Source organism: Butyrivibrio sp. FCS014, from assembly GCF_000526935.1.
Lineage (GTDB): Bacteria > Bacillota > Clostridia > Lachnospirales > Lachnospiraceae > Butyrivibrio.
Map to the genome: position 1 here is coordinate 397723 of NZ_JAHA01000006.1, position 23658 is coordinate 421380.

Genomic DNA, 23658 nt, shown 5'->3' on the forward strand with positions numbered 1-23658 from the left:
CGCTTTGGCCGTTACATGCGACATATCGCCCCACGAAGTGTTCAGGCTACGATCTCAGTTTCTTTTACCATCGTAGCTTTAGTCTGCATGCTTGCAATGGGCGTGGCTCTCTATCAGAGGTTTTATGTGCGCTCCGAGAAAATGCTCACGGACAGCGCCCAGACATTGCTTGATCAGACCGTTGTTAATCTTGAGGATTATCTTCGAAGCATGCGACGGGTCTCCGACGCAATTTATTACAACGTGATAAAAGACGAGGACCTTTCCGTGGATTCCCCAAGCAATCAGATGAATCTTCTTTACGAGGCCCATAAGGACTATCTTATAAGCCTTGCTCTTTATAATGAGGACGGGACACTTATCAGCGCATCTCCCGTAGGTGTAGAAAAGCCGGGGGGTGATGTTACGAGCCAGAGCTGGTTCAAGACCGCTCTTAAAAAGCCTGAGAATCTTCATTTCTCCCTTCCCCACGTTCAAAATATCTTCGTGGACGATCCCACCTTCAAATATTACTGGGTAACTTCCCTTAGCCGTGCCGTAGAGCTTAACAGAGGCGGCGTTCCGGGACAGGGAGTTCTTTTGCTGGATATGAACTATGCTGTGATCGAGCAGATGATGGAGGATGTTAACGTCAACCCTTCGGAGCAGTATGTGTATCTGTGCGACGGGAACGGGACCATCATCTACCATCCCATGCTGATGCAGATAAGCGCAGGAGTTTTTGCGGAGAACAATACCAGCATTGCGGGCTATGATGACGGCAGCCACAAGGAGGTTTTTGAGGGCAGCACCAGGATTGTTACCGTTAACACCATGAGTTATACGGGATGGAAGCTGGTTAGCGTTATTCCCACCAGTAACTCCTACATGGGGCTAAAGGATATCAGATACTTCGTTGTGATGATCGTATCCATCACGCTCCTTGCCATGCTGATTTTGAACAGGCTTGTGGCAAACAGGGTTACAAGGCCCATCAGAAAACTCAACGATTCCATCAGGGATATCGAGATGGGAAAGGTCAATCCCACAGTCTACATCGGCGGCCCCACTGAGGTGGAGCATCTTGGAAGGACCCTGCGGTCCAGTTATGATCAGATAAATCAGCTGATGAAAGACATGGTGGCCTCCCAGGAGGAGAAGAGAAAATCCGAGCTGGATGCGCTGCAGTCCCAGATAAATCCTCACTTTTTGTATAACACTCTGGATTCCATCGTCTGGATGATAGAGGGAGAAAAATACAACGACGCCGTGTTCATGATAACCCAGCTGGCAAGTCTGTTCAGGGTGTCGCTGTCCGGCGGCAAGACCATCATCCCCGTGGAGGACGAGATCCGTCATGCGTTGAATTATATGAATATTCAGAAGGTAAGGTTCAAGGATGCCTTTACCGTTGATTTTGATATTGATGAGAAGATAAAAAGATGCTGCACAGTTAAGCTCATTGTCCAGCCAATCCTGGAAAATTCCGTGTACTACGGAGTCAAGGATATGGAGGACGGCGAGATCAAGGTAAGAGGGTATCTTGGTGATGACGGCGACATCTACATTGAAGTTTCTGACAACGGCTTTGGAATGAGCAGTGAGCAGCTGCAATTTCTTTTGACCGACGATACGAGGGCCCGGGGCCACGGATCAGGCGTTGGTCTTATAAATGTGCACAGAAGGATACAGCTGCGGTTTGGGCAGCAGTACGGACTTAAGATAGAGAGCGAGCCTGATGAGGGTACAACGGTTACCATCCATATTCCGGCAATTCCCTATAACGAGGAGAATCAGAAGCGCTTAGAGGGAGGAAAGGAGCATGAGTATGAGTAACAGGAACATGTTCATTTTGATATTGTCAGCGGTGCTCATGATAACACTGGCGGCTTCCACCTCGGCGCTGATCCTCAGCGGGACCAGGGATGATCAGGTGAAGGTCTCGGTTGTTGTGGATGATAGCGGCTCCGGAAGATGGGCGTCCTTTATGGCGGGGCTTGAGCAGGCAGCCAAGGACAACGGAGTCAAGCTTAACGTGGTTTCAACGGGAAAAAATCTAACGCTGAACCAGCAGTACAATCTCATAAAAGATGAGATCGCCATGGAGACTGACGGCATAATCCTTCAGGTCATCACCAGCAGAGGAACCGAGAGCATCATCACCGATATCAGCGGCAAAGTGGTGCTGGAGCTGGTGGATACAAGCGCAGATATGGACTTTGACGTGGAGGGAAAATCCGCATGTATCGAGGCGGACAATGTGGAGATAGGAAGAGCCCTTGCCAACGAGGTCAGAATCGCCTTCGGAAACAAGCTGGAAGGGCATAAGATCGGCATTGTGGCGGGCAATCAGAAGCTTCATTCGATACAGCAAAGACTCCGGGGATTTAGCGAGAACATAGAGTCCTCGGGGGCTGAAATAGCCTGGATCGAATCCAACAACGTGAGCCTTCAGGACAGAATAGAGTTCAGGCAGGTGATAGGGCAGGCAGACATAATCGTTGCCCTTGAAAACGGCGGCCTTGAAGCGGCCAGCGAATATGCCCAGAGAAGCGGAAGCGACGTGATGATCTTTGGAGAGGGTACCTCGATAAGGAATGTCAGCTATCTTGACGATGGTATCATCACCAGCATGGTGGTGCCCAACGAGTATTACATGGGTTATCAGAGCGTTGCGGCCATCGTAAGAAGGCTGGAGAACAGGCTTACTCCCATGGAGGATGAGACCATATCCTTCAGGGTGGTGAACAGAGAGAATCTTTTTGATGAGAGCAACCAGAGGATGCTTTTCCCGGTTGTGGAATGATGATTACGACAAGAGGCGCCCATTTTGCGGCGTGGAATGATTACGACAAGAGGCGCCGTTTTGCGGCGCGGAATGATGAGGAGTTTAGAGGAAACTGTAGATGGGGAAGATACTTAAAAGGTTTGTGATATTTCTTTTGACCGGGGCTATGATCGTGGGCCTGATGTCAGGCTGCGGCATAAATGCGGGATCTAAGCCTGCAGGCAAGATCAAGATCGGGGTGACGCTGTACGACCAGTACGATACCTTCATTTCCCAGCTGATGGAGTGCTTTACGGATCTGGTGGAGGACAACGTGGAGGTGGCGGTTTACAACGCTTCCAACAGCCAGCAGACCCAGAACACCCAGGTCAGAAAAATGATAGAGGACGGCTGCAATGTGATCTGCGTGAATCTGGTGGACAGAACAGATCCCACTGCGGTCATCGACGCTGCCAGGAAGGCGGATGTGCCCATTATTTTCTTTAACCGTGAGCTGGTTGAGGGGGACATGGGCAGGTGGAACAAGCTCTTTTACGTGGGAGCAAATGCCATTGAATCCGGAATCCTGGAGGGTGAGCTTGCAGCTGAGGCCATTAAAAACGATGCTTCCATCGACAGGAACGGCGACGGTGTTATCCAGTTCGTGGTTCTTGAGGGAGAGGCGGGGCACCAGGACTCCATTGTAAGGACCGAGTATTCCGTTGACACCATGATAAAAGCAGGAATCGAGGTGGACAAGCTTGGCTATGCCATCGCCAACTGGAACAGGGCCCAGGCACAGACCAAGATGTCTCAGCTTATTGAGCAGAGCGGCGACAGCATCGAGCTGGTGCTGTCAAACAATGACGATATGGCACTTGGAGCCATCGATGCCTATGAGGCGGCAGGAGTTTTGGAGAGCGCCATGCCGGTGTTTTTCGGAATAGACGGAACGGACGTCGGACTTGAAGCGGTGGCCCAGGGAAAGCTTAAGGGCACGGTCTACAACGACAAAGAGGGACAGGCCGGAGCAATGTACAGCCTTGCCATGACGCTGGCAAGGGGCGGCAGCATCGCTGACCTTGAGAGCGTGTATGAGGTGGAGGATGGCAAGTACATTAGGCTTCCCTATACCCAAATAACCGACGATAACATCGCAGAGTACCTCAACAAGGCCGTGAAGTCCGTGGATGAGCCCCAGGAGGATCCAGAGGGTGACGCAAAGGGCGAAGGAAGCGGGGAGAATTCTGAGTCCGCTGAGGGTGCGCCTGATGATTATCCAATGTTCAAGCAGGTGACTTATACGTACGACAGGTACTACGAGGGAGACCTTGTAGATGAGAATTATTATGGTGATGACAAGGACCACCGTCTTTTGTACTACGCCGATGAGCAGTATCTTTTGGTGACGGAGCCAAGCAAGAATGCGTATCCTGAGCTTTCAAAGTTTCTTGAGGAGCGTGTCATTGACAGGGCGGCCATTGCGGATAAGGACGAGGAAGGAACCCTTGGAGATATAGATGTGTTAGAGGGCTACGAGGACTCGGTGTCCCGAGGAGGCATTTTTCCGGGGCCCTGGTACGATATGCAGCGGGAGAACATAGCTCTTTTGAACGATAAAATACTGAGCTTTGTGACTTACTATGAGAATTATGCCGGCGGCGCCCACGGCTACCACTACAAGGCTGGGACCACGGTGAATGTCAGCACCGGCAAGAAGTATGAGCTGAAGGAAATCTTAAACATCTCCGATGAACAGCTTCGGGGCATGATCAGGGACAGGATCAAGATTGAGGATGCGGAAGATTACAAGGACTACTGGGATCTGGACGACAGCCTTGCCAACTATTTCATTGATCCCGATTCTGCCGACAAAGAAAAGAACTCCTACATAAATCACTATAACTGGACCATGGAGCCTGAGGGAATGCATTTTTTCTTCAATCCCTACGACCTGGCGGCCTACGGCTTTGGTATCATTGAAGCTACAGTGCCCTACGAAATGCTGGGAGATTTCCCGGGAAAAGAGCTGGTGTTAGGAAGCAAAAACGATGGCTTCGTGAGTGATGAGCCACTGTATCCCGAGTCCTCGAAATGGGACAGCAGCAGTGACAGCGACAGGCTTTCTCTTTACTACGTGCCAGGCGAGGAGGGCGAGGGCCTGGCAAAGGGGCTTTATCTTAAAAAGGGAAACGTGAAGGCTTCTTTTGATGAGTCATTTATGATGGAGGACGAAAAGTCCATAAGTACCAGAAAGGTTGTGACCGGGGACGGACGGGAGTATCTATATGTGACTTCCAAGAGCCTTGGGTATTACTATGACTTTTTTGCCTTTGAGATTACGGATGGAATTCCAAGGACCTGCGGAAGGGCGGTGTTCTGCAAGACAGGGCTGGAGGTCGGTGATGATGGCGGAAAGGCCGGGGAGCAGACTGGTGAGAAGGCTGGCGAGCAGGTTGGCGAAGAGGCAGCTGGCGGCAATGCTGGAGATAAGGCTGGTGAGAAGGCTGGCGAAGGTGCGGCTGGCGGCAATGCTGGAGATAAGGCTGGCGAAGGTGCGGGTGATGAAGGTATGGCCGATGCTGAAGCCGTGGGCCTCGTTGGCGAAGGTACGAGTGGCGGTGTTGTTGGAGAGTTGATCAGCGAGGGCGCGGCAATTGATGCGAAGCACCTGTATTTTGGCGAAATAAATACCATTATCGGCGACTTTGTGCTGGTTGGGCAGTACAGCGCAGGCGAGGACGGAATGCCTGTTTTTACGGGGAATTACAAGTACGTGACTGAATGCTCTGACCACATCACCCTAAAGAAGGACCTCAAGGTGGAGGTGGTTGATGAAGCCGGGAACGTGGTGACGGCAGAGGAGATGCTTCCTGACGGAACCCATGTAATGCCTTTCCGCACTGCGGAAGATAAATTAGTCGACTGCTATCTGGATGATGGACGTATTGCCCGCATCATCTACAGCCGCGACGGCGACGAGCCCGACATCGACGGCGAATATCTGATGGATATATTCGAGGGCGAGAGCTATATTGGATGAGAGATGCTTACGGCACAGATATGGATTTTGATTCTGGGCCGTAAGCACTTTTTTTCATTACTGCACAGAAATTAAAAACAAGATTTATACAGTAATTTGAAGTGGGATTTTTACTGAACCAGCTGAAAACATTACTGTAGAGAATTGAAAGTTGAATCTATGCAGTAATATCTACGGTATGTGTACGGTACAAAACAGGAAAATGGTTTTGTGCCCTGATTTTTATACTGTATAGAAAAGATAATATGAATCATACAGTAACAGTACAAAATACTGCCCCGAAATAAAGTAGATGTCTGTGATAGGGTGGACTTTGCTTATAATAGAAATGCTTGCACTTTTTTCTCGACAAGCTCAATATCCAGTTGCCTTTCCTTGGTTTCTAAAGTGACAATCAGGTTATCACCAAGGATCAGGCCACTTTGCTCGTAGTCCATGAGTTTGCCGAAGTTTTTGGTGGCATAGTCCAAATCCCCGACTTTTCCCAAATGCTCCCAGTAAATTGTTTTATTTTTTCTTACATTGAGAATAACAAAGTCCGGAAACACCGTATCTCCTGAGAAGAGGCGAAATGACGGCTCGAACTGATATGGGATGCCCTGTGATAAAAGATAATCTGCGATGATCTTCTCGGATTTTGAACGAACGTATTCGCCGCGCGCTGTCTTACAATCAGGCTTCGTTTCAAAAGTATTCAAATTACCGGGGTGGCTCTCCATCCAGGCATTTATCATGGCTTCTCTCGTTGGTTTTATGGGAGTGATGAGATGCTTTCTTGCCTTGCACAGACTATCGTAGTATGTATCTAAGAAATCAGCTTCGTAGTTATTTATGAAGCGGTTCAACCTTCCTCGCATTGTCGTGAGGAGTTCATAGACTTTCTCGTCATATTCTCTTTGTGCAAACAACTTCACGCGTTCTTTTTCGATGGAGGGAATATACTTTGGGTGAGTTGCATCTTCGGCCAGAAATTTGTATTGTGGTACGCCGTGGCTGGAGGTCACCTGTAGTTTACCTTTTTCAAGGTTCTTGTATTGCTTTTTTCGTTTTTGTGCTCTGTCTAAGAGGAAATCAAGTTCTTTGAGCTGCTTTTGAAGCTCGTTTTTGTAATTTATCATTGTGAATAAGTCCTTTCTTAATGTGAATTTAGTGCGGGAAGATGCATCGGAAAAAACCAGAATTGTTAGAATATGAATGAACATTCTTCTATATAGCCTATTTAGTGGCCATGCTTTAGATGTGATGAAGAATACCAACTTAATGTTTGAGGATGAGCTCTTTGTTTTTGGATGAGCTTCATTGTTTGAGAGCATTTAATATTGTGAGATTACTGCACAGATATGGATTTTGACTCTGGGCTGTAAGCACTTTTTTTCATTACTGTTCAGAAATTAAAAGCAAGATTTATACAGTAAATTGAAGTGGGATTTCTACTAAATCAGATGGAAAAATTACTGTAGAGAATTGAAAAGAGAATCTGTGCTGTAAAAAGAGCAAATGGCTACGGCATAGAATAGAAATCTGATAATGTGCAGCTATTTTTTTACTGTACAAAATGGAAAATTAAGAATATGCAGTAAATTCGCGAATAGCAAGAGCCTAGCTTATAGCTGGCAAGCTTCCATGACAGCACGAGGCTGATAATAGAACAGATAACAATACATAACCAATACAAACATAAAACAATAGATAAAAAAACCGCTCAAAACTGAGCGGTTTCTTCATTCAAATCGGAGTGACGTGATTCGAACACGCGGCCCCTACCTCCCTAAGATAGTGCTCTACCAACTGAGCCACACCCCGATACGCGATTGCTATATCAATCAGCGACATTGACCATTATATATCCCTCGCAAAATAAAAGCAACTATTTTTTTCAAAAAAATCAAAACTTTTCCTAAAAATCGTTATGTGGCATAATAGTATTATTAAATATCGACAAGGCGGAGTACGATGCACGAGGTAACACAGATAAGTTATGGCTACGGAGTGGTGAACATTATAATGAACTCGGAGAGTACAACGGAGATTCCGGCGCCGGACATCAGGTTTGGAGACTACAAGGAGGCGGTAAAATCCTGCTTCACGGAGAAGGAACTCAAGGAGATCGAGGCAGGAGGCACCGCAGAGCTTACCTTCGACTTTGTGATGATGGATGAGCCAAGCGATATATCGGAAGCAGCGACTTTTGATGAAGCCATACAGGCAGCCGTTAATAAGAACGGCATCCTGGAGAAGGGAGTCTACTTTGAGGCGCAGGGCAGCAAGACCGTGGGAGACGCAGAGACCGAGGAGCTGAGCTACTTCTACCAGGATGTGGAATTCCAGATAGACATTCCGCTTTATCTTGTAAGGGATGAGCGTGACTATTACACCATGATAGATTTAATGGGAGAGTGTCAGCTGGAAAAAGATATAGATAAGGACGCCGACACCATCACAATAGCCACAAACGATCTTGGGACTACGCTTATCCTCTACAAGGACACGGACTCGCTGACAGAGAACGACAACAGCGTAAGACTCAACGGCAACTACATCATCCTTGCGGGCATCGCAGCCCTGGTGCTGGCCTGGTTTTCAGTAGACCGCCTGCACCGCAAGGAACGCAACAAAGAATAATAGTTTCGGGGTGGCATTTAACACAAAAACACAGTAAACTAAAGCTATGGGGACGGAGATACTTTTGGGCAAAAACACATATTACTATGACAACAGCGCTGATCCGGGCGAGCTCGCCAGGATTCTTTCCTATGGCGTTCAGCAGGTGGATCATGGCGTTATTTTTTTCAGTGAAAAAAGAAAGATCCTCTATGCCAACAAGTATGCCTTCACCATGTTTTATGTCCGTGACAACCTGACAGAACTCGGCCAGACCTTCAGTGGCTGGATCAACAGGCTGGGCATAGAGCCCCATGCTACCTCCTGGTGCAGAGTCTATGCGGTGAACGGCAAGGAGAGGCTGTACAAAGTCCGCTATCGTCACCTTATCGACGAGGACGCCAAGCCCCTTGGTCACATGTATATCATCCAGAACCTGTCAGAGATTGTCGACAACGGGTCAGGCGAGCAGTACAGGCTTACCCACGACGAACTTACCCATCTCTACAACAGAGAGGGCTTCACAGCCGCCACAAGGCAGCTTCTTGCCAGTATAGAAGATGACAGAAGATATGTGCTTCTTTATTCCAATATCAAGGATTTCAAACTGATCAATCAGCTCTTTGGCCTGGAGAAGGGCAATGACATCCTCCTGAACATAGGAGAGATGCTGGCTCAGCAGGTCAAGGAAGACGACATATACGGCAGGATAAACGGCGACCATTTCGCTCTTGTGATGCCCAAGGACCGCTTCGATGAGAAGACTTTCAAGAAAGCGGTGAAGGAGATTACGGGAAGGCTCACCAGCAAATCCTATTCACTGCATTTCCAGATCGGCGTCTACGAGATCACGGATCCTAACATGGACGTGACCCTTATGTGCGACAGGGCCTATATGGCCTGCAAGTCCATCAAACGGGACAACGTCTGCGAGATAGCCTGGTACAGTGATGAGATGCTGGTCAATGCCCTTTTGGAAAAAGAGATCCTGTCGAGCTTCGACTTTGCTATCATAAACAGACAATTCGGAATGTATCTTCAGCCTCAGGTCTACAAGGACGGAACCATATACGGCGCCGAGGCGCTGGCAAGATGGATTCACCCGGATAACGGCATTATTCAGCCGGGAGTTTTCATCGATGTTCTGGAAAGGGCAGACCTTATCTACAAGCTGGACAGATACGTGTGGGAGCTGGCAGCAAGACAGCTGGCTGACTGGAAGGGAACCGAAAGAGAAGGCATTGCTATCTCAGTAAATGTTTCCCCAAAGGATCTTTACTACCTGGACATCAAGAAAGAGTTCATGGAGCTGGTAAAGAGATATGATATCGATCCCAAGTACCTTAACATAGAGATCACGGAAACCGCAGTAACATCGGATGTAAACAAATGCTCAAGACTCATTCTGGAGCTTCAGAAGAGCGGCTTTGTGGTTGAGATCGACGACTTTGGCAGCGGCTATTCATCGCTGAACATGTTAAAGGATATCAACGCCGATGTGCTGAAGATTGACATGGGGTTCCTGAGGAAGACAGAGAACCTCAACCGTGCTCAGGTCATTCTGAACTATACAGTGGAGCTTGCCCATGAATTGGGAATGGGCGTAGTTACCGAGGGCGTGGAGACCAAAGATCAGCTGGAATACCTCTCATCCATAGGATGTAAGATGTTCCAGGGATTCTACTTCGACAAGCCCATGCCTGTTGAGGAGTTTGAGGCCAAGTACAAGGGATTACCCAAAAATATGACATATTAAATATGGAGGAGAATTGTATGAAGATCGGTATTAAGGAAGTAGTAGCAATGGGTATCGGAACTGCTCTGTTTGTGGTTCTTACAAATGTGCAGATTCCCGTGTTTATCGTGCCTAACACAGCACTTCAGCCTCGTATGGCTATCCTGGCATTCCTGGCAGCAGCCTTCGGCCCTATCGTTGGCGCAGTTGTAGGTTTCCTTGGACATGCTCTTGGCGATGCAGTGTTCTACGGCTCTGTTTGGTGGAGCTGGGTTATTCCCGAGGCAGTAGTAGGCGCAGCCATCGGTATCTTTGCCAAGAAGTTCGCTGTTAAGGAAGGCGGCTTTGCAAACGGCATGAACCTGATCATTTTCAACGCAGTTCAGATTGTTGCCAACGCAGTAGCATGGATCCTCTGCGCTCCTGTTCTTGACATTGTTATCTACAAAGAGCCCGCCAACAAGGTATTCTCACAGGGCGCAGTTGCCTTTGTTCTGAACATCATCATCATCGGTATCCTCGGAACAATCCTTCTTCTTGCCTACAGCAAGATCGCAGGTGGATCATCCGAGCTAAAGGCGGAGGAGTAATCTTTGGAAAGTGACCGCGAGCCGATCATAGAATTTAATAACGTGTCCTTCAAATACAGGGTTCAGACCGAGCCTACTTTGAAGGACATTAACTTGAGAATCTACAAGGGTGAGAAGATCCTGATCGCCGGCCAGTCCGGCTCCGGAAAATCCACCCTTGCTCATTGTCTCAACGCACTTATTCCCTGTTCTTACCCGGGAGACATGACCGGCACCATTACGGTTGACGGCAAGGATCCCTCGAAGCTCGGGGTTTTTGGCATGTCCCAGATCGTGGGCACGGTGCTTCAGGACACCGATGGCCAGTTCATCGCACTTACGGTGGCTGAAGATATCTCTTTTGCCCTGGAAAATGATTGCGTACCTCAGGACGAGATCTTCAACAAGATAAGAGAGGTGGGCGGCAAGCTGGAACTCCTCCAGGTCATGCGCAATTCACCGGGAGCCCTTTCCGGCGGCCAGAAGCAGCGAGTATCCTTGGGAGGCGTTATGGTGTGCGACGTCAAGATCCTTCTCTTTGATGAGCCCCTGGCCAACCTTGACCCTGCAACAGGGAAAAGAACCATCGCTTTAATCGACGAGATCATGAAGCGGGAGGATCTTACGGTTGTCATCATCGAGCACAGACTAGAGGACGTGCTTTACAGGGATGTGGACCGGGTGATCCTTATGGACGGCGGCAGGATCATTGCGGACAAGACGCCGGATGAACTTCTGTGCACGGATCTTTTGCCTGTGAACGGGATCAGGGAGCCCTTGTATGTGGCAGCACTCAAGGCAGCAGGGGCAAAACTCATGCCGGAGAGCCATCCCATGCACATGGAGACTCTGGACATCGAGCCTTATCGCGATACGGTAAAAAAGTGGTACCACTCCATGCCTGCCCATGAAAAGCCCAAGACCGGTGAGACTGTACTTTCAGTGCAGAACCTGAATTTCAGCTACGACGGATCAAGGCAGATACTTAAGGATGTTTCCTTTGATATAAAGAAAGGTGAGATGGTGGCCCTTGTCGGCAAGAACGGCGCAGGAAAGTCCACGCTGGCCTCCCTTATCTGCGGCTTCCATAAGCCGGATTCCGGAACCATTCTTCTTGAAGGCAGTGATATTTCGCCCCTTTCCATCAAGGAGAGAGGAGAGAAGATCGGCTTTTGCATGCAAAGCCCAAATCAGATGATAAGTAAGCCCATGATCATGGAGGAAGTGGGCCTTGGACTTACCGTCCGCGGCGCTTCCCCAAAAGAGGTCTATGATAAGGTCTGTGACATCCTGAAGATCTGTGGCCTTTACCCCTTCAGGAACTGGCCGGTTTCCGCTCTTTCTTTTGGCCAGAAAAAGAGAGTGTCCATCGCCTCGATACTTGTGATGAATCCGGAGATACTTATTCTGGATGAACCCACGGCCGGGCAGGACTATATGCATTACACCGAGATCATGGAGTTTTTGCAGGAGATAAGAAGAAAGCTCCCCATCACCATTATCATGATTACTCACGATATGCACCTTATGCTGGAGTACACCGACAGGACGCTGGTTTTGACTGACGGGCAGCTCATCAAGGATGCAACGCCTTATGAGGTCCTTACGGACAGTGCTGTTTGCGACAGGGCATATCTTAAGACAACTTCCCTTTATGACCTGGCTGTTTCCTGCGGCATAGATGATACGGGAGAATTTGCCGCCAGGTTCATCGACTTTGAGCGAAGCAAAGGAAAGGAGGTGTCCCATGGCTAGAATGATATCCTATGAGGACAAGGACACTCCGATCCATAAGCTGAGCGGTTTTACGAAGCTTGTCTTCTTTATTGTATGGTGCATGGCCAGCGCACTGACCTTTGATACGAGAGTGCTGATCCTGATGCTGGTTATGGGATTTGCCATCTATGCGGTTTCCGGAACAAAGTGGAACCAGGTCAGCACAGTGTTTAAGGCCATCATGATCTTCATGGTCATAAACCTTACCTGTATTTTCTTTTTCGCACCCTACCAGGGCTGTGAGATTTACGGAACAAGAACCGAGATAGCGCATCTTTTCGGAAATTACACCCTGACCAAAGAGCAGCTGTTTTATGAGATGAATGTTTTCATCAAGTACTTTACGGTTATCCCTGCGGTGTTCATTTTCCTTGTGACCACCAACCCCAGTGAGCTGGCGGCTTCCCTGAACGGCATAGGAGTGCCCTACAGCATCGCATATTCTCTGGAGATTGCACTAAGGTACATCCCCGATGTTCAGGACGAGTTCATAAGGATAAGGAATGCCCAGGAGGCAAGGGGAATCGAGATGAGCAACAAGGGCAAGCTTCTTGACAGGATCAAGAACACTGCCAGCATCATCTTCCCGCTTTTGTTCTCTTCCATGGAGAGAATAGAAGTGGTGAGTAACGCCATGGAGCTAAGGGGCTTTGGAAAAAAGCCGAAGCGGACCTGGTACAGCAGAAGAAAGCTCAAGGCAGCCGACTTCCTGGTACTTGCTTTCATAATCCTGTTCTTTGCGGGAACAGTGGCCCTTACAATAAAAAACGGCAGCAGGTTCTATAACCCGTTTGTGTGATGCCACCGGGTGATGCTGCCACATAAGTACACAAAAAAATAAAGGCTTAGCATGGAATAAACCATGTTAAGCCTTTTCTTTGCCATAAACTGTATCATCGCATATTTGCTGCGAATCCGCGCATATTATTCATCATTTCTGCTCGGGGCAGTTGTTAGTCATCATGCTCACCCTGCTTCCTGCGGGAACCGAGGCTGTGATGAAAGCGTTAGCTCCGATAACCGTATCTCTGCCGATGACGGTCTCGCCGCCAAGGATTGAAGCTCCGGCATAGATTGTGACGTTGTCCTCGATGGTGGGATGTCTCTTTACCCCTTTAAGGGCCTGGCCTCCTCTGGTGGAAAGACCGCCGATGGTAACGCCCTGATAGATCTTCACGTGCTCGCCGATGATGGAGGTCTCGCCGATAACGATGCCTGTGCCGTGGTCGATCATCAGATACTTGCCGATGGTGGCGCCGGGGTGGATATCAATTCCGGTCTTGCCGTGGGCATATTCCGTGATCATCCTGGGGATCAGCGGCACCTTGAGAAGGTAGAGCTCGTGGGCAATCCTGTTAACTGTGGTAGCAAAAAGACCCGGATATGAAAGGATGATCTCTCCCTTGCTGTAGGCTGCCGGGTCGCCATCGTAGCAGGCCTGAAGGTCCGTGTCCACATACTCCCTGATCCTGGGGAGCTTCTTGAAAAACTCATGGGTGATACGGCGGGCACCGCAATCAAGGGTCTCATCGGAAGCGTTGGCATAATCGGGGCTGTGATGGAAGGCGATGGCTATCTGCTTCTGCATGTTGTAGATAACGTCCTCGATCACGACAGCCACACGGTTGTTGTCGTTGTAGCTTTTGTAGACCTTGTCCCTGTAATAGCCCGGATATATGATGCGTATAAGCTTTATCACTATATCTTTTACCGCGTCTCTGTCAGGCTGATTGTAGACATCCATCTGATCCACGTCCCGGCCCTTCTCGTAGTCGGAGAGGATAAGATCCACGATGTCCTTGATCTCTGTCTTGAGTTCCGTATCGCTGCAATTCTTCTTATAATCCATAAGGAATCCCTCGTCATTTCAAAATCTATGCTTCATTATACAATACTATTGCGCTCAATATGCAAAAAATATTGCTGCTTCCCTCTAAATTTATTAACAAATCAAGCCGATAAGAAAAATAGCAGGTATTATAATGTTCTTTTCCGGCAAAAGGATCTTGCCAGAGGTACAGGGACGTACGACAGGAAGAGAAGGCTCTTTTACGGAGGTACGTGTACTATGATGAGATCACTTTGGTCCGGTGTCGCCGGTCTTAAGACACATCAGCTTGAGATGGATGTTATCGGCAACAACATCGCCAATGTAAATACAACAGCATACAAGTCCCAGGCAACGGGATTTTCCGATGTTCTTTATCAGACGGTAAAGAGCGGCACAGGCGGCGGAGAAAACGTGGGATCCACAAATACATCCCAGGTTGGCCTTGGCTCCAAGGTTGCGTCCATTTATACCAATATCACAGCTCCCGGTTCAATGCAGACCACGGGAAATGCTTTTGATATGATGATCACCGGCGATTCCTTCTTTATGGTAAGCACAGACGGAGTCACAAGGAACTATACAAGAGACGGCTCTTTTACCATCGATGCGGAAGGAAAACTGGTAACACAGAATAACGGCTTCTATGTGCTGGGAACCATGGGCGCCGGCGGAGTGCCTGACGGAGCAGCAACAACGAACTTAAGGCTCATCACTCCCGCAACAAATTCCATTGCAGGAACAGCAACTTCCCAGGCTTATTTCAAGGGAAATCTTGACAGCCTTGATCCCGCCTTAAGAGAAGAGGATGGAAAAAATCTGGCGATTGAAGTTTTCGGAACGGACGGCGAAAGATATACACTGAAGTTCGGTATTACCGACGGCGGCGATACCGAGGACAACACCTTCAATCTGCGCCTTCTCTCCGTAAAGGATATGAACGGCAATACCATCAGGAACGATACAGAGAACAGCTTTGACCTTGTATACGACAAGCACAACGGCAAGCTTATGTCCGCAGGCGGCAGCACCACCGGATATGTACAGATGTCATTCTCCGGCGCAGCAAGCGTGATCGGACCTCTTAACGTGAACCTTAACAATACTTCCAACTACGCAGGCTCCATGTCAGGCCATTCATCAACGGTGACCGGAACAAAGGGCAACGAGCAGGGACTTAATCAGGGTTACGCCAACGGAACCATGAGCGAACTGTCCATCTCCAACGACGGTTCCATCTTTGCAAGATACACCAACGGTCAGACAGTAAAGCTGGCCCAGATCGCAGTGGCACAGTTTAATAATGCCATGGGCCTCGAGAAGGTAGGAGACAACCTCTACGCAGAGTCTCTCAACTCCGGAAGAGCTCAGGTCATGGACGTTACAAAGGACGGCGGCTACATGAACTCAGGCGTTTTGGAGGCAAGTAACGTTGATCTGGCAAAAGAGTTTACGGATATGATCACAACCCAGAGAGGCTTCCAGGCAAACAGTAAAGTCATCACCACATCCGATGAAATGTTACAGGTGCTTAAAGGTCTGAAACGATGACACGAAAACATCGTTTAAGTAAAATTAACCAAGATGCGCGAGAGCGAATTAGAGGAATTAGACAAAAGTCTAGTTCCTTTTTTTCATTTTGGTATCATTTTTTGTAAATTAATGTTGATTTTATAATTGGTTTATATTATATTTATTAAAACGATAAAGGGAACGCGATTAAAAGTAATTGTGTGTAGGGTAAATTTATTCTTTTCGGGGCATCGTCCCTGAGAGTATCGGCATCAAGGGGGGAAGGCTGCCGGGCTTTTGTTTTTGACAACTGATTTATCCGTTCATGCAATGGGCTTTGTTTAGGCAAGTACCTTTTTGTGACAATAAAAGGTATTATGTGCTGCAAGCAGGTGCATAGTGCTATTTTTTTGCGCCAAAAAGGACTGAGTAACGTTTATGGAAGAAGTAAATCTTAAAAAGCTGAAAAGAAGCGAGCTTCTGGAGATGATGATCAGTTTCTCCGAAGAAGCGGAAAACTGCAGAAAAAGAGAAGCGGAGCTGACGGAGCGCTTTGAGAAGGAAAGGCTTGAACTTCAGCAGCAGATGGCTGATGAGAGAGCCAGGATGCTCAAGGACTTTGATGAAGAAAAGGCTTTAATGCGAGAGAAGTTCAACGAACAGAAAGCTGCAATGCAGGAGAAGTTCGACAAGGATATCGCAGGACTTAAGGAGCGCCACGAGAGAGAAACAGCAGAGCTTAAGACCCTGGTTGACCGTCAGATGAAAAAGATAGATGAGGCAGGAAGCCTTGCCGAGGCTTCGGTTGCCATAAGTGAAGTCCTGGAGTCGGCACAGAAGGCCGCTGACATTTATTTAAAGGCCCTCCGGGAAAAGGCAGAAACAAAGAATGAGTGAAGAAAACAGTCAGGTTGTAAAACCCTCTGTAGACGAGCTTAAGGCAGAGCTTAAGAGGGAGAACAGGAAAACGGAATACAGGAACGTCCTTCGCAACACCATGATGGTGGTGATCGTTGTGGCAGCGCTGGCAGTTCTAATATCAAGCTTTTTTATCACAGTGCTTAAGGTTACGGGAGATTCCATGACACCGACCCTTGACACAGGTGAGATTGTAATAGCCCAGAATTCAAGCACCTTTAAACCGGGAGACCTAATAGCTTTCTATTACAACAATAAGGTCCTGGTGAAAAGAGTCATGGGCTCCCCGGGAGACTGGATCACCATTGACGACGATGGATTCGTATCAGTGAACGGTGTGCGGCTTGATGAGGACTATGTTTCCGACAGAAGCCTTGATCCCACGGATCTGGAGTTTCCGTATCAGGTTCCCGAGAACAGGTACTTCGTTCTGGGAGATCACAGAAGCGCTTCCATAGATTCAAGATCAAGCGTTGTAGGCTGTGTCACCAAGGAACAGCTGATTGGCAAGATTATATTCAGGGTATTCCCGTTTAAGAATATCGGAAAACTGTAAAGATTAACGATAACAGCTTTTTTTATCAGGGGTGGAAAATGCGCAGTAATGAAATTGTTCGCGCAAAAAACTACATAAAAAAGCATGAGCGCCGCAAAAGGTGGATCGCCTTTGCGCTGTGTCTTTCTCTTTTGACAGGCACGCTCACACTGTATGGCCTCAACAAGCCCGCCACCGCCATGACTGCGGAGGGTGCAAAGAGCGTAGGACTTGTGCTTGAGACAGCTGATTCCGAATTCGAGGCCGGCCTTATTGAACAGACACAGGAGAACAAGGCTGAGAACGAGAACAATGACGTCACTGAAGCAGAAGACAATGCCGCTTCCGGTTCAGGCGTCGAGGATCAGAAGGGCGAAGACAACAGCTCTGACGAGGCAGGTCTTGGCAGCGATACAGACGATTCCGAAGATGGAAAAGAGTCATCTGCTGTAGCCGGAACTTCTGATGAAGAAGAGGAAGAGGCTGCCGATGAGGCAAGCAGCGAGGAAGCATCAGATGAGGCTTCAAAAGAGTCTTCAACAGAAGTAAAGGAAGACGTAGTCATCACTGTTCTCTACGTTGACGGCGAAGGTGAAGAGATCGCCGAGTCCAAGGAGCTCAATATCTCAGAGTGCTTCAATGTTAAGGAAGATACAAGAAGCTTTGAGGGATACATCTTCGATAAGGCTGTTATCGATGAGACAGAAGTTGTAAAGGTAACTAAGGAGTCTGACAAAGAAACAGAGCGCGCTTACTACCTGGCAGATACAGCAAACGGTGAGGAACTCGAGATCACAGAAGATGCTGAGCTGAAGCTGATATACAACAAAGTAAATGATGTAGATGAATTTGTATATGATCAGGACGGCATAAAGGTGACGGTTAAACTGTCAGATCCTACAATCCTTCCTGCAGGAGTTGAGCTTTCAGTAAAGGCTCTTGAAAAAGATTCAGAAGAGTATAACTACTTAGCATATATAGATGCTCTTAATGAGAGCGCTGAAGAGATAGCAAGAGCAAACGGCGAAGATACTCAGACAGAGTATGACGAAACAAATACATATCTCTTTGACATAGCATTTGTTCTTGATGGGATTGAATATGAACCCAAGGACGGAACAGTTTCCGTTTCCATAGAGTTTACAGATAATCAGATCTCAGATGGACTTGATGCTAAGAAGGCCGAAGACATCTCCATCGTTCACCTTCCACTTACAGAAGAGAAGATGCAGGAAGTAGCATCAACCAGTGAGGCTACGGATATCACATCTGCTGATATCAATGTTGAGATCATGGAGAACAGCAGTATTGAAATCGGAGATGGCGGCGATATCGTAACCTTCGAGACTACTTCTTTCTCCGTATACGGTGCAATCAAGAGCAGCAGTGAGCACTCCTGGGTAGGAAATCAAGCTTACAGTGCCAGAGAGATAGTTGAGTGGCTGGGTGACTCCACACTCTTTGGTGTGGTTGCAGAAAGATACAATGGACATACTAACCACAGTGAAGCAAACATTGCTGTAGGGAAGATCGAGAATATCCAGAATTACACAATCGGTATTTCGACCAGGGTATATACAGAACTTACAGAATACAAAGTAAAGGTAAACAAAGTTGTTCATGGATCTCCTAAGGTAGGAACATTCTATTTCGCACTGTTCTCTGATTCTGAAGGTAAGAAAAAGATAGGCGGAAGTGAATTCTCTATTACTACAGGTGCTGACGGAACAGGTTCCCATATCATTGATTTTGCTGATCTCAGCAAAAAGTATCCGGGCTTATATGTTTTCGAGCTTGATGGAGAAGGCGGAACCGCAGTCATGGAAGGCGGAACCGTTGGAAAGTACAAAGTTGCTTATGGTACTGACTATATCGCCGGAGTAACTGATGTAGCCAGATTCTTTAATGATAACTACATCGTTGACATGAATGGCAACGATGTGGTCGATGCTCTCGAGAAGGTTGACGGTGCAACGATCTACACGCCCACAGGCTGGAACTCTTACATGGGCATTACCTATCATGAACAGCAGGTATATGGTAAAAAACCTAATGGCGAATATGGGTTGACCAATTACACCAGAGAAGACTACGAGGGCAGAATGCCTGTTGACCACACAGCTATGCTGAACGATGCCAAGATTACTTCAAGTAAGCTGGCTTATGCGGTTTCAACCGGTGATGTCGAAGTGGTAAACCTTGTGGGAACTAAAGAGAATGGCTCGTTGATGACTGACCTCAGTAAGTACTACTTCAATGTATCCAGCGATCCAAATGACTATGCGGTAAACACAGGATTTTCTCTTCCTGATAATAAGCTCCTGTTAATAAATGTTGATCTTACAGATGCAACGAACTATACACTCAGCAAGATCAAGTACAACACAAAAGGAACAGGAGACTGGAGCCAGGCTGCAAATCACATCATCCTGAATCTTGTTAAAAGAGATGCTAACGGCGACTTCATTCCTTTTGACGGGGAGTTGACAGCTGATACAATGTCAGGAACGTTGATAGCTCCTGAAGCTACTGTTCATGTGACCAGTTCCTACAGTGGAACGATTCTTGCAGACTATGTCGATAAAGTCTGCGAGATCCACAAGATGGACGTAAGACGTTATCTTGATGAGCAGGCCACAGTAGATATCGTAAATGAAGGAAGTACCATTTATCCCTTCGAGATTGAAGCAAGGAAGCTTGTTGACGGCGACACTCCGGAACACGATGAGATATTCTCCTTCACTCTGAAATATTACAACGAAAAGACAAAGAGCTGGGATACCATTTCAGACAACATCAGGAATGACGGTGACAGGATAACATACAAGTTTGATGATCCTACCATATACGGAATGGAGTATGGAGAAGGAAACACCTATTACTTCCTGCTGACTGAGAATGATACGACAAGTGCTTATCACAAAGATGACAGTGGAATAGGCATAAAGGTTAAGTATTATCCCAAGACGGTTGCGGGAATAGTTACCGATTCCATAAATGAGATAAGTTACTACAGGATAAAAAATAGCCATGTTAGGAACCTTCTCAAGAAATTTGATGCAAAGTGGTTCGCTGATCCTATAACCAATGCCGCTGATGTTTTCTTCAATAACATTAAAAAGGGTCCCTTCGATATACAGCTTTACAAGTATCTGGATGGCCAACTCCTTCCGGATTCATCGGACCTTAAGTTCAACTTCTGGGTAAGACTTTTGTATAAAGATGAAAACGGTATCGGTGTTGAGAAGGGAACAAACGGCAGTACCCAGACAAGATACAGATCCGCCAATTCTGTTCAGAATATAGGTGGAAGTATCAGATACACGGTAGACCCGGATCTTTGGGAACTTGAAAAGGGAAAGACTTACTATTACCTCTTTATTGAGGGAAATGCAGAAGAGGGTAATACAGTATCTACTTCACTTGATAAGACACTCTTTGTAATAAAGGTTGACTATTATGTGGATGGCGTTACTATCCAAAAGGGCTATTACAAGATAAGTGATAGTGCGGAGATAAGTGAAGTAAATAAAGTCCATCTGAACGCACTCAACTACTGTGATGCTTCACACGAAGTAACTGGTGAGGAAGCAGCTTTCAATAACAAGACCCTTATCAAGCTTTCACTTGTTAAGCACTGGGATGACCTCGCGGACGATTCTTTTTCAGAGGACTGGACAACCGATAATATCTGGGATGTCACAGCAGTTGTAAAGAGAAGAGTTGAAGGTGGCCAGTACAAAGAGGTGAAAAGATATGTAATCACTTCTTCCGATTATCCTGAGGCAGGACATTCAAAAGAGGTCGTATTTGATAACCTTCGGGCATACGATGATGACGGTAACAAGTACGAATACGCCGTAGATGAGTACTATAACGGCACGCAGCTTTTGCCACTGGCCTCCAAAGTTTACAATGCCAAAGGAGAGCTCGTAAGCGAGGCTTACCTCAGGGAGAATTCAGTAGAGACTGTCAACGGCTACAAGCTCACAGAGTATGATACAAGTTACGATGAAAGAGGAAACATAAGTGTAGAGCTCACAAATACACCGTACCTTATCATCAGGAAGATATGGACCAAGAATGATCAGGAGATCCCTTATGCAGAGACCGAAGGCTACGGAAGCGTATTTGTTAATCTCTACCGGTCTTATCAGGACGGCCCGATGACACTTTATCAGAAAGCGATAATGCTCAGCTACGGTAATGAGTGGACAGTTGAGATCCCTGTTTCGCGTAAGTATACCTACTCCATAGTTGAGTGTGATTCCACCGGCAACATCGAGTATGAAGAGAGCTCGCTGATTGTATATTACAGCTACAACGACAGCAATGTTACAAAGCCGGATGATTACAGGCACGATCACGGATTTACCGATTACACCCAGTCAAGTACGAATTGGAAGCAGGTTTATGTTCAGGGTGACAATTATCCCTTCATCATGCTGGCTGTTCAGAATGATAGGGGCGACAACGTCCTTCCCAGCGCAGGAGGTATGGGAACTATTCCATTGCTAGCCCTGGGAACTCTGCTGATAGCAATAGCGGCAGCAGGAATGTTGATTTTTAGAAAAAGAGACACTTGATAACACATTGGTTTATAGCCGTAGGGCTTAAACATAAAGAAAAAAAGAACAAGGTTCAAAGGAGAGGAAAAATGAAAGGAATTAAGAAACTATTAACAGGTATTCTTGCAGCAACTCTTGCACTTACAATGAACGTAACTGCATTTGCTACAGAGACAGAACCGGCAGAACAGATTTCCGTTGGCACAGTAAGTGTTGGAGAAGGAGAAGGCTCCATCACAGTTGCTTCAGCTGTTGCAGATGAGGTTTACAGTCTCTACAAGATCTTCGATTTCGAAGCTGCTACAAATGCAGACGGAACAAAGAGCAAAACAGAAGGTGTTTACACAATTAAGTCAGACAGTCCCTGGTATGGATTTGTAACTTCAGATACAGCTAAGGCATATGTTAAGGTAACAACAGAGGGCGGCAAGAACTATGTTGCCTGGGTTAACACAGATACAACCAACAGCGTAACAGGAAATGATGAGACAGCTATCGCAGCTTTTGCAAAGGCAGCTTATGAGTATGCAAAGAATGTAGCTCCTACAGCGCAGGTTAAGGCTGATAAAAAAAATAATGCTAAGTTCACAGGCGTTGACTATGGTTACTACATGGTTGGTTCTTCAGTAGGTGCTATCGTTGGTATCAACACAGCAACACCCGACGCAACCATCAAAGAGAAGAACGGCCAGCCTACATCCGAGAAGCAGGTTGAAGAGGATTCAACAGGTAAGCTTGGTGACAAGGACGATGCAGATATTGGACAGACCGTAAACTTCCAGAGTACTGTTACAATTCCTGCAGGTGGAGCTCTTAATGTAGTATTCGAAGATGAGATGACAGCTTCTCTTACTCTTAAGGCTGATTCAATCAAGGTTTATGATAAAGATAACAAAGAAATCACTTCTTCAGTAGTTAAAGAGAATGGTATTTCCACATCAAAAGTTCTTTTTGAGAACGAAAAAGAGGGTGCACTTCTTCACGACAAATTCACAGTAGCCTTCAAGGACGATGTAACATCAGCTCTTAAAGAGGCTACAACATATACAATCAAATACTCAGCAGTTCTTAACGAGAATGCAGTTGTAAGAGACGAGAACTCAACACAGGGTGAGTTTGGAACAGGCAACGACAACCATTCAAGAATTACTTATGGTAACAATGGTCACACAGAGTGGGATTGGACAAGAACTTACACATATCCCATCAAACTTAAAAAGGTAAATGAGCAGGGTAAGGTTCTTCCCGGAGCAGTATTCACAATCGCACGTGCTACAGCTGAGAATGATATTCTTGCACTTGTTGAGATCAGTAAGGGAGATAAAGATACTGCTGCTATTTACAGACTTCCTATGGAAGGCGAGAGGAATACTGTTACTGAGATGACAACTCCTGAGTCAGGTCTTATCACAATCAGCGGACTTGATGCAGATGCTTATGTACTTACAGAGACAAAGGCTCCCGAGGGATACAACCTTCTTAAGGATCCTATCACAGTCACAATCAAATCAAACACAGCACCTACCAATGTTGGCCAGACTGATATCTCCGTAGTATACACAAGCTCAAGCGCTATAAAAGATGATAATGCAGAAGGAACATACACAGGAACACTTGATATCCTCAACCTTACAGGTACACTTCTTCCTTCAACAGGTGGAATCGGTACAACAATCTTCTACATCATCGGCGGTATCCTTATCGTTGCAGGTGTAGCTTACTTCATCCTTCGCAGAAAGGCTGATGCAGAGTAATAAATTTAGGGTATGAAAAAGTTGATATATATTTGAATCTTGTTTCTGAATAGAAACTGACTGTATCCTTCCG

General features: G+C 46.9%; 15 protein-coding genes and 1 tRNA gene. 13 read left to right on the plus strand and 3 right to left on the minus strand.

Going from position 1 to position 23658, the window contains the following annotated elements:
* The first annotated feature begins 15 nt into the window (after nt 1-15).
* The 3 genes from T456_RS0105595 to T456_RS21890 all read left to right on the plus strand — a co-directional run bounded on the left by T456_RS0105595 (nt 16) and on the right by T456_RS21890 (nt 5789).
* On the plus strand, nt 16-1815 hold the full coding sequence (locus T456_RS0105595) for a cache domain-containing sensor histidine kinase (RefSeq protein ID WP_024865298.1): 1800 nt from the start codon (nt 16-18) through the stop codon (nt 1813-1815).
* The gene (locus T456_RS0105600; protein ID WP_024865299.1) at nt 1802-2785 is read left to right on the plus strand and encodes a sugar ABC transporter substrate-binding protein; all 984 of its coding nucleotides are present in this window, start codon (nt 1802-1804) and stop codon (nt 2783-2785) included. The genes T456_RS0105595 and T456_RS0105600 overlap by 14 nt, the downstream gene beginning before the upstream one ends.
* Before the next feature lie 100 nt (nt 2786-2885).
* Nucleotides 2886-5789, plus strand: coding sequence for a substrate-binding domain-containing protein (locus T456_RS21890; protein ID WP_024865300.1), 2904 nt, complete (start codon nt 2886-2888; stop codon nt 5787-5789).
* Nucleotides 5790-6106: 317 nt separating this feature from the next.
* Here T456_RS21890 and T456_RS0105610 read toward each other — a convergent pair whose 3' ends face one another.
* Nucleotides 6107-6907 (minus strand): hypothetical protein, encoded by an 801-nt coding sequence (locus T456_RS0105610; RefSeq protein ID WP_155838027.1) that lies wholly within the window; start codon nt 6905-6907, stop codon nt 6107-6109.
* 612 nt (nt 6908-7519) lie between these two features.
* Nucleotides 7520-7592 (minus strand) — tRNA-Pro (locus T456_RS0105615).
* Nucleotides 7593-7742: 150 nt separating this feature from the next.
* Between T456_RS0105615 and T456_RS0105620 the strand changes: the two genes are divergently transcribed.
* The 5 genes from T456_RS0105620 to T456_RS0105640 all read left to right on the plus strand — a co-directional run bounded on the left by T456_RS0105620 (nt 7743) and on the right by T456_RS0105640 (nt 13269).
* On the plus strand, nt 7743-8411 hold the full coding sequence (locus tag T456_RS0105620) for a hypothetical protein (protein ID WP_024865302.1): 669 nt from the start codon (nt 7743-7745) through the stop codon (nt 8409-8411).
* A gap of 64 nt (nt 8412-8475) precedes the next feature.
* Nucleotides 8476-10146: a putative bifunctional diguanylate cyclase/phosphodiesterase gene (locus tag T456_RS0105625; RefSeq protein ID WP_024865303.1), complete on the plus strand. Its 1671-nt coding sequence runs from the start codon at nt 8476-8478 to the stop codon at nt 10144-10146.
* Nucleotides 10147-10163: 17 nt separating this feature from the next.
* Nucleotides 10164-10715: an ECF-type riboflavin transporter substrate-binding protein gene (locus T456_RS0105630; RefSeq protein WP_197026859.1), complete on the plus strand. Its 552-nt coding sequence runs from the start codon at nt 10164-10166 to the stop codon at nt 10713-10715.
* A gap of 3 nt (nt 10716-10718) precedes the next feature.
* Nucleotides 10719-12449, plus strand: a complete 1731-nt coding sequence (locus T456_RS0105635; protein ID WP_024865305.1) for an ABC transporter ATP-binding protein — start codon at nt 10719-10721, stop codon at nt 12447-12449.
* Nucleotides 12442-13269: an energy-coupling factor transporter transmembrane component T family protein gene (locus T456_RS0105640; RefSeq protein WP_024865306.1), complete on the plus strand. Its 828-nt coding sequence runs from the start codon at nt 12442-12444 to the stop codon at nt 13267-13269. The genes T456_RS0105635 and T456_RS0105640 overlap by 8 nt, the downstream gene beginning before the upstream one ends.
* Nucleotides 13270-13401: 132 nt before the next feature.
* Here T456_RS0105640 and epsC read toward each other — a convergent pair whose 3' ends face one another.
* On the minus strand, nt 13402-14319 hold the full coding sequence (epsC, locus tag T456_RS0105645) for a serine O-acetyltransferase EpsC (RefSeq protein WP_024865307.1): 918 nt from the start codon (nt 14317-14319) through the stop codon (nt 13402-13404).
* Between the two features lie 219 nt (nt 14320-14538).
* On the opposite strand from epsC, the gene T456_RS0105650 reads away from it, so the two are divergent.
* The 5 genes from T456_RS0105650 (at nt 14539) to T456_RS0105670 (ending at nt 23585) form a co-directional block, all read left to right on the plus strand.
* Complete coding sequence (locus T456_RS0105650; RefSeq protein WP_024865308.1) at nt 14539-15849, plus strand: flagellar hook protein FlgE; 1311 nt, start codon at nt 14539-14541, stop codon at nt 15847-15849.
* 399 nt (nt 15850-16248) lie between these two features.
* A complete protein-coding gene (locus T456_RS0105655) occupies nt 16249-16707 on the plus strand; it encodes a hypothetical protein (protein WP_024865309.1) in 459 nt (152 codons plus the stop codon).
* Nucleotides 16700-17284 carry a signal peptidase I gene (gene lepB, locus T456_RS0105660; RefSeq protein ID WP_024865310.1) on the plus strand — a complete coding sequence of 195 codons (585 nt, stop codon included), beginning with the start codon at nt 16700-16702 and terminating at the stop codon, nt 17282-17284. The genes T456_RS0105655 and lepB overlap by 8 nt, the downstream gene beginning before the upstream one ends.
* A 38-nt stretch (nt 17285-17322) precedes the next feature.
* Nucleotides 17323-21849 (plus strand): hypothetical protein, encoded by a 4527-nt coding sequence (locus T456_RS0105665; RefSeq protein WP_024865311.1) that lies wholly within the window; start codon nt 17323-17325, stop codon nt 21847-21849.
* 71 nt (nt 21850-21920) lie between these two features.
* On the plus strand, nt 21921-23585 hold the full coding sequence (locus T456_RS0105670) for a SpaA isopeptide-forming pilin-related protein (RefSeq protein ID WP_024865312.1): 1665 nt from the start codon (nt 21921-21923) through the stop codon (nt 23583-23585).
* Nucleotides 23586-23658: the final 73 nt, after the last annotated feature.

Bases quoted from the DNA above. Each gene is read 5' to 3' on its own strand.
- T456_RS0105610 (WP_155838027.1), bottom strand. From the start codon at position 6,907: ATGATAAATTACAAAAACGAGCTTCAAAAGCAGCTCAAAGAACTTGAT.
- T456_RS0105630 (WP_197026859.1), top strand. From the start codon at position 10,164: ATGAAGATCGGTATTAAGGAAGTAGTAGCAATGGGTATCGGAACTGCT.
- T456_RS0105655 (WP_024865309.1), top strand. From the start codon at position 16,249: ATGGAAGAAGTAAATCTTAAAAAGCTGAAAAGAAGCGAGCTTCTGGAG.
- T456_RS0105595 (WP_024865298.1), top strand. From the start codon at position 16: ATGCGACATATCGCCCCACGAAGTGTTCAGGCTACGATCTCAGTTTCT.
- T456_RS21890 (WP_024865300.1), top strand. From the start codon at position 2,886: ATGGGGAAGATACTTAAAAGGTTTGTGATATTTCTTTTGACCGGGGCT.
- T456_RS0105620 (WP_024865302.1), top strand. From the start codon at position 7,743: ATGCACGAGGTAACACAGATAAGTTATGGCTACGGAGTGGTGAACATT.
- lepB (WP_024865310.1), top strand. From the start codon at position 16,700: ATGAGTGAAGAAAACAGTCAGGTTGTAAAACCCTCTGTAGACGAGCTT.
- T456_RS0105650 (WP_024865308.1), top strand. From the start codon at position 14,539: ATGATGAGATCACTTTGGTCCGGTGTCGCCGGTCTTAAGACACATCAG.
- epsC (WP_024865307.1), bottom strand. From the start codon at position 14,319: ATGGATTATAAGAAGAATTGCAGCGATACGGAACTCAAGACAGAGATC.
- T456_RS0105665 (WP_024865311.1), top strand. From the start codon at position 17,323: ATGCGCAGTAATGAAATTGTTCGCGCAAAAAACTACATAAAAAAGCAT.
- T456_RS0105600 (WP_024865299.1), top strand. From the start codon at position 1,802: ATGAGTATGAGTAACAGGAACATGTTCATTTTGATATTGTCAGCGGTG.
- T456_RS0105640 (WP_024865306.1), top strand. From the start codon at position 12,442: ATGGCTAGAATGATATCCTATGAGGACAAGGACACTCCGATCCATAAG.
- T456_RS0105670 (WP_024865312.1), top strand. From the start codon at position 21,921: ATGAAAGGAATTAAGAAACTATTAACAGGTATTCTTGCAGCAACTCTT.